General features: G+C 71.9%; 2 protein-coding genes and 1 pseudogene. 2 read left to right on the top strand and 1 reads right to left on the bottom strand.

Going from position 1 to position 2,670, the window contains the following annotated elements; genetic code table 11:
• Positions 1–149 precede the first annotated feature (149 nt).
• Positions 150–517, top strand: a pseudogene (locus LCE31_RS38610) (WhiB family transcriptional regulator).
• A complete protein-coding gene (locus LCE31_RS38615) occupies positions 514–837 on the top strand; it encodes a hypothetical protein (RefSeq protein WP_225022882.1) in 324 nt (107 codons plus the stop codon). Before LCE31_RS38610 ends, LCE31_RS38615 begins: the two are co-directional and overlap by 4 nt.
• A 162-nt stretch (positions 838–999) precedes the next feature.
• On the opposite strand, the gene LCE31_RS38620 is transcribed toward LCE31_RS38615, so the two are convergent.
• Entirely contained in the window at positions 1,000–2,592 is a 1,593-nt protein-coding gene (locus tag LCE31_RS38620; protein ID WP_225022883.1) for an ABC1 kinase family protein, read from the bottom strand.
• Positions 2,593–2,670: the final 78 nt, after the last annotated feature.

Here is a 2,670-nt window from a genome sequence, read left to right on the forward strand (position 1 = left end):
GCGGAACCCCACCCGGGTTCCGCGGCCCTTCTGTTTGTCCCGACAGGGACGGACCGAGCGAAGGGGCCTCGGGCACGAACACCCGGTACCAGACGACGTCCGGCCGACCGGCCGGACCGGACCATCCGAAAAGACGAGGAAGAAACCCCGTGCAACTCGAAGCGCACGCCCCGTCCGTACCGCCTTCCGAAACGATCCCGCCGCCCGGCCTCACGGAGGACTCCGCCTTGACCCCGCTCACCCAGCTCACCGCCCTCGACGAGGCGATCGAGAACCTCGGCTCGCCCGTCCCCTGCCGCGCCTACGACCCGGAGGTCTTCTTCGCGGAGTCGCCGGCCGACGTCGAGTACGCCAAGGCCCTCTGCCGTACCTGCCCGCTGGTCGAGGCCTGCCTCGCCGGGGCCAAGGAGCGCCGCGAGCCCTGGGTGTCTGGGGTGGTGAGCTCTTCGTCCAGGGGGTCGTCGTGGCCCGCAAGAGGCCTCGCGGCCGCCCGCGCAAGAACCCGGTCGCGGCATGAACGCGCGCGGAACGATCGACCGTCCCCTCACGCACGATCCCCAGAAGCAGGCTCCGATGACCTCTTCCCCCAGCGAGCCCCAAGGCTCCACGACGACTGTCTTCAACACGAAGGGCGCGCACGAGGCGCGTCAGAACAGGACCCGCGAGATGCAACTCATCCCAGAAGCCCTGGCACGTGCGCATATGGAGGAAAGACTCCGTGACGCCGCGGCCGGCCGCCAGGCGACGCACGTGCTGATGGCACGGCGCATGCAACGGCGCGCCGAGCGCGTGTCGAAGCGCGCCCGCCGCGCCCTCGCGATGGCCGTCATGCAGTGATGGCCATCATGCGGTAAGGACGAGCACGCGGCGCCGACCGTCGGCGCCGCGTGCCACCGGCTGTCACGTGGCGCCGCCAGTCACGTGGCGCAGGCCGTCATGACGCGCCGGCCGTTGGCGCGGTCGCGGAGGGCCGGCCTCCGCGTCCAGCCGTGCCGTCGCTCAGTCACCGACAGCGGGAGCGGGTCCCGAGGGGCTCGCCCCCGCTTCGCCGTTCCCCGCGCCATCCTCGCCGTCGGGGTCCGCCGGGGCCCCGGCGTCCCGGGCCCCTCTGCCCGCCTCAGTGCGCTGGTGCCCCTCGGCCGCCACAGTCCCGTCGACCACACTGGCCTCCTCGGTCCCACCGGCCGCGTCAGCCTCGGCCTCGTCGGCTTCCTCGTCCTCGTAGACCCACTCGACGTAGAAGCCCGGCAGCCAGTCCTCCAACTCGTCCCGCAGCCGCACCGTGGCACCCAGCTGGCACAGCACGCCGATGGTGCTCAGCGTGACCCGGTGGATCAGCAGGTACGACGGGGGGAGGTTCAGCTGCCTGCCCAACTGGTGCGCGGGGGAGCGGGGGTCGGCGATCCGCGCCGCCTGGTTGCGCATCCAGGCGCGGGTGAAGGTGAACTCGTCCACCCCCGCCGGCTCGATGATCGGCAGCAGATAGTCGAGCACCGCCTCCGGTTCGAGGTCGATGGTCTCCTTGACGAACCCCTCGGCCCGCAGCATCTCGTACACCGCGTCGGACTCGCCGTCGATCGTCATGCGCAGCGCGTCGCCGATGATTTCGGGCAGCCCGCCCGGCAGCCGGTCCACCGTCCCGAAGTCGAGGACGCCGAGGCGCAGCTCGCCGCCCCCGTCCGGACCTCCCGACGGATCACCGGGCGCGCTCTCGCGCGGCGGCAGCAGCCGGAAGTTGCCCGGGTGCGGGTCCGCGTGCAGCAGGCCCGTCCGCATCGGGCCGGAGAACAGGAACCGCGCGAGCAGCTGGCCCGCCCGGTCCCGCTGCTCCTGCGTGCCCGACGAGATGATCTCGGCGAGCGGTGTCCCGTCGATCCACTCCGTCACGAGGACCTGGTCGGCCTGGTGCACCACGTCCGGCACCACGACATCGGGATCGTCCGCGAACTCGTCCGCGTGCGCCCGCTGCGCCTCGGCCTCAAGCGCGTAGTCGAGCTCCTCGGAGACGCGGTCGCGCATCTCCGCGACCAGCGGCTTCATGTCCATGCCGGGGATCAGCGGGCCGAGCAGCCGCACGAACCTGCTCAGCTGGCTGAGGTCGGACAGCAGCGCCTCGCCCGCACCCGGATACTGCACCTTGACCGCGACCTCGCGCCCGTCGTGCCACACGGCCCGGTGCACCTGGCCGATGGACGCCGCCGCGGACGGCTTGTCCTCGAACTCCAGGAACAGCTCGCGCCAGTCCTCGCCCAGCTGATCGGCGAGCACCCCGTGCACCGTCTGGGTCGGCATCGGGGGCGCCGCGTCCTGGAGCTTCGTCAGCGTCGCCCGGTAGGGTCCCGCCACCTCCTCGGGCAGGGCGGACTCGAAGACGGACAGCAGCTGCCCGAACTTCATCGCGCCGCCCTTGAGCTCACCGAGGACCTTGAACAGCTGGTCGGCCGTCCGCTGCTGGAGCTCCTTGGTGACCATGTCGGCGGACGCGCCGCCGATCCGCTTGCCCAGCCCCCAGGTCGCCCTGCCCGCGAACCCGATCGGCAGCGCGGCCAACTTGGCAGTGCGGGTGACAGCCTTCCGGGGAAGATCAGACATTACGCCCCTCCTGGTGCCGGACAGCCATGCCGTGGTGCGGCGGCTACACCGCCATTGTGTCGCGCCCCGCCCCCGTCG

Origin of the sequence: Streptomyces sp. 8L (assembly GCF_020176795.1) — a bacterium.
Taxonomy (GTDB): domain Bacteria; phylum Actinomycetota; class Actinomycetes; order Streptomycetales; family Streptomycetaceae; genus Streptomyces.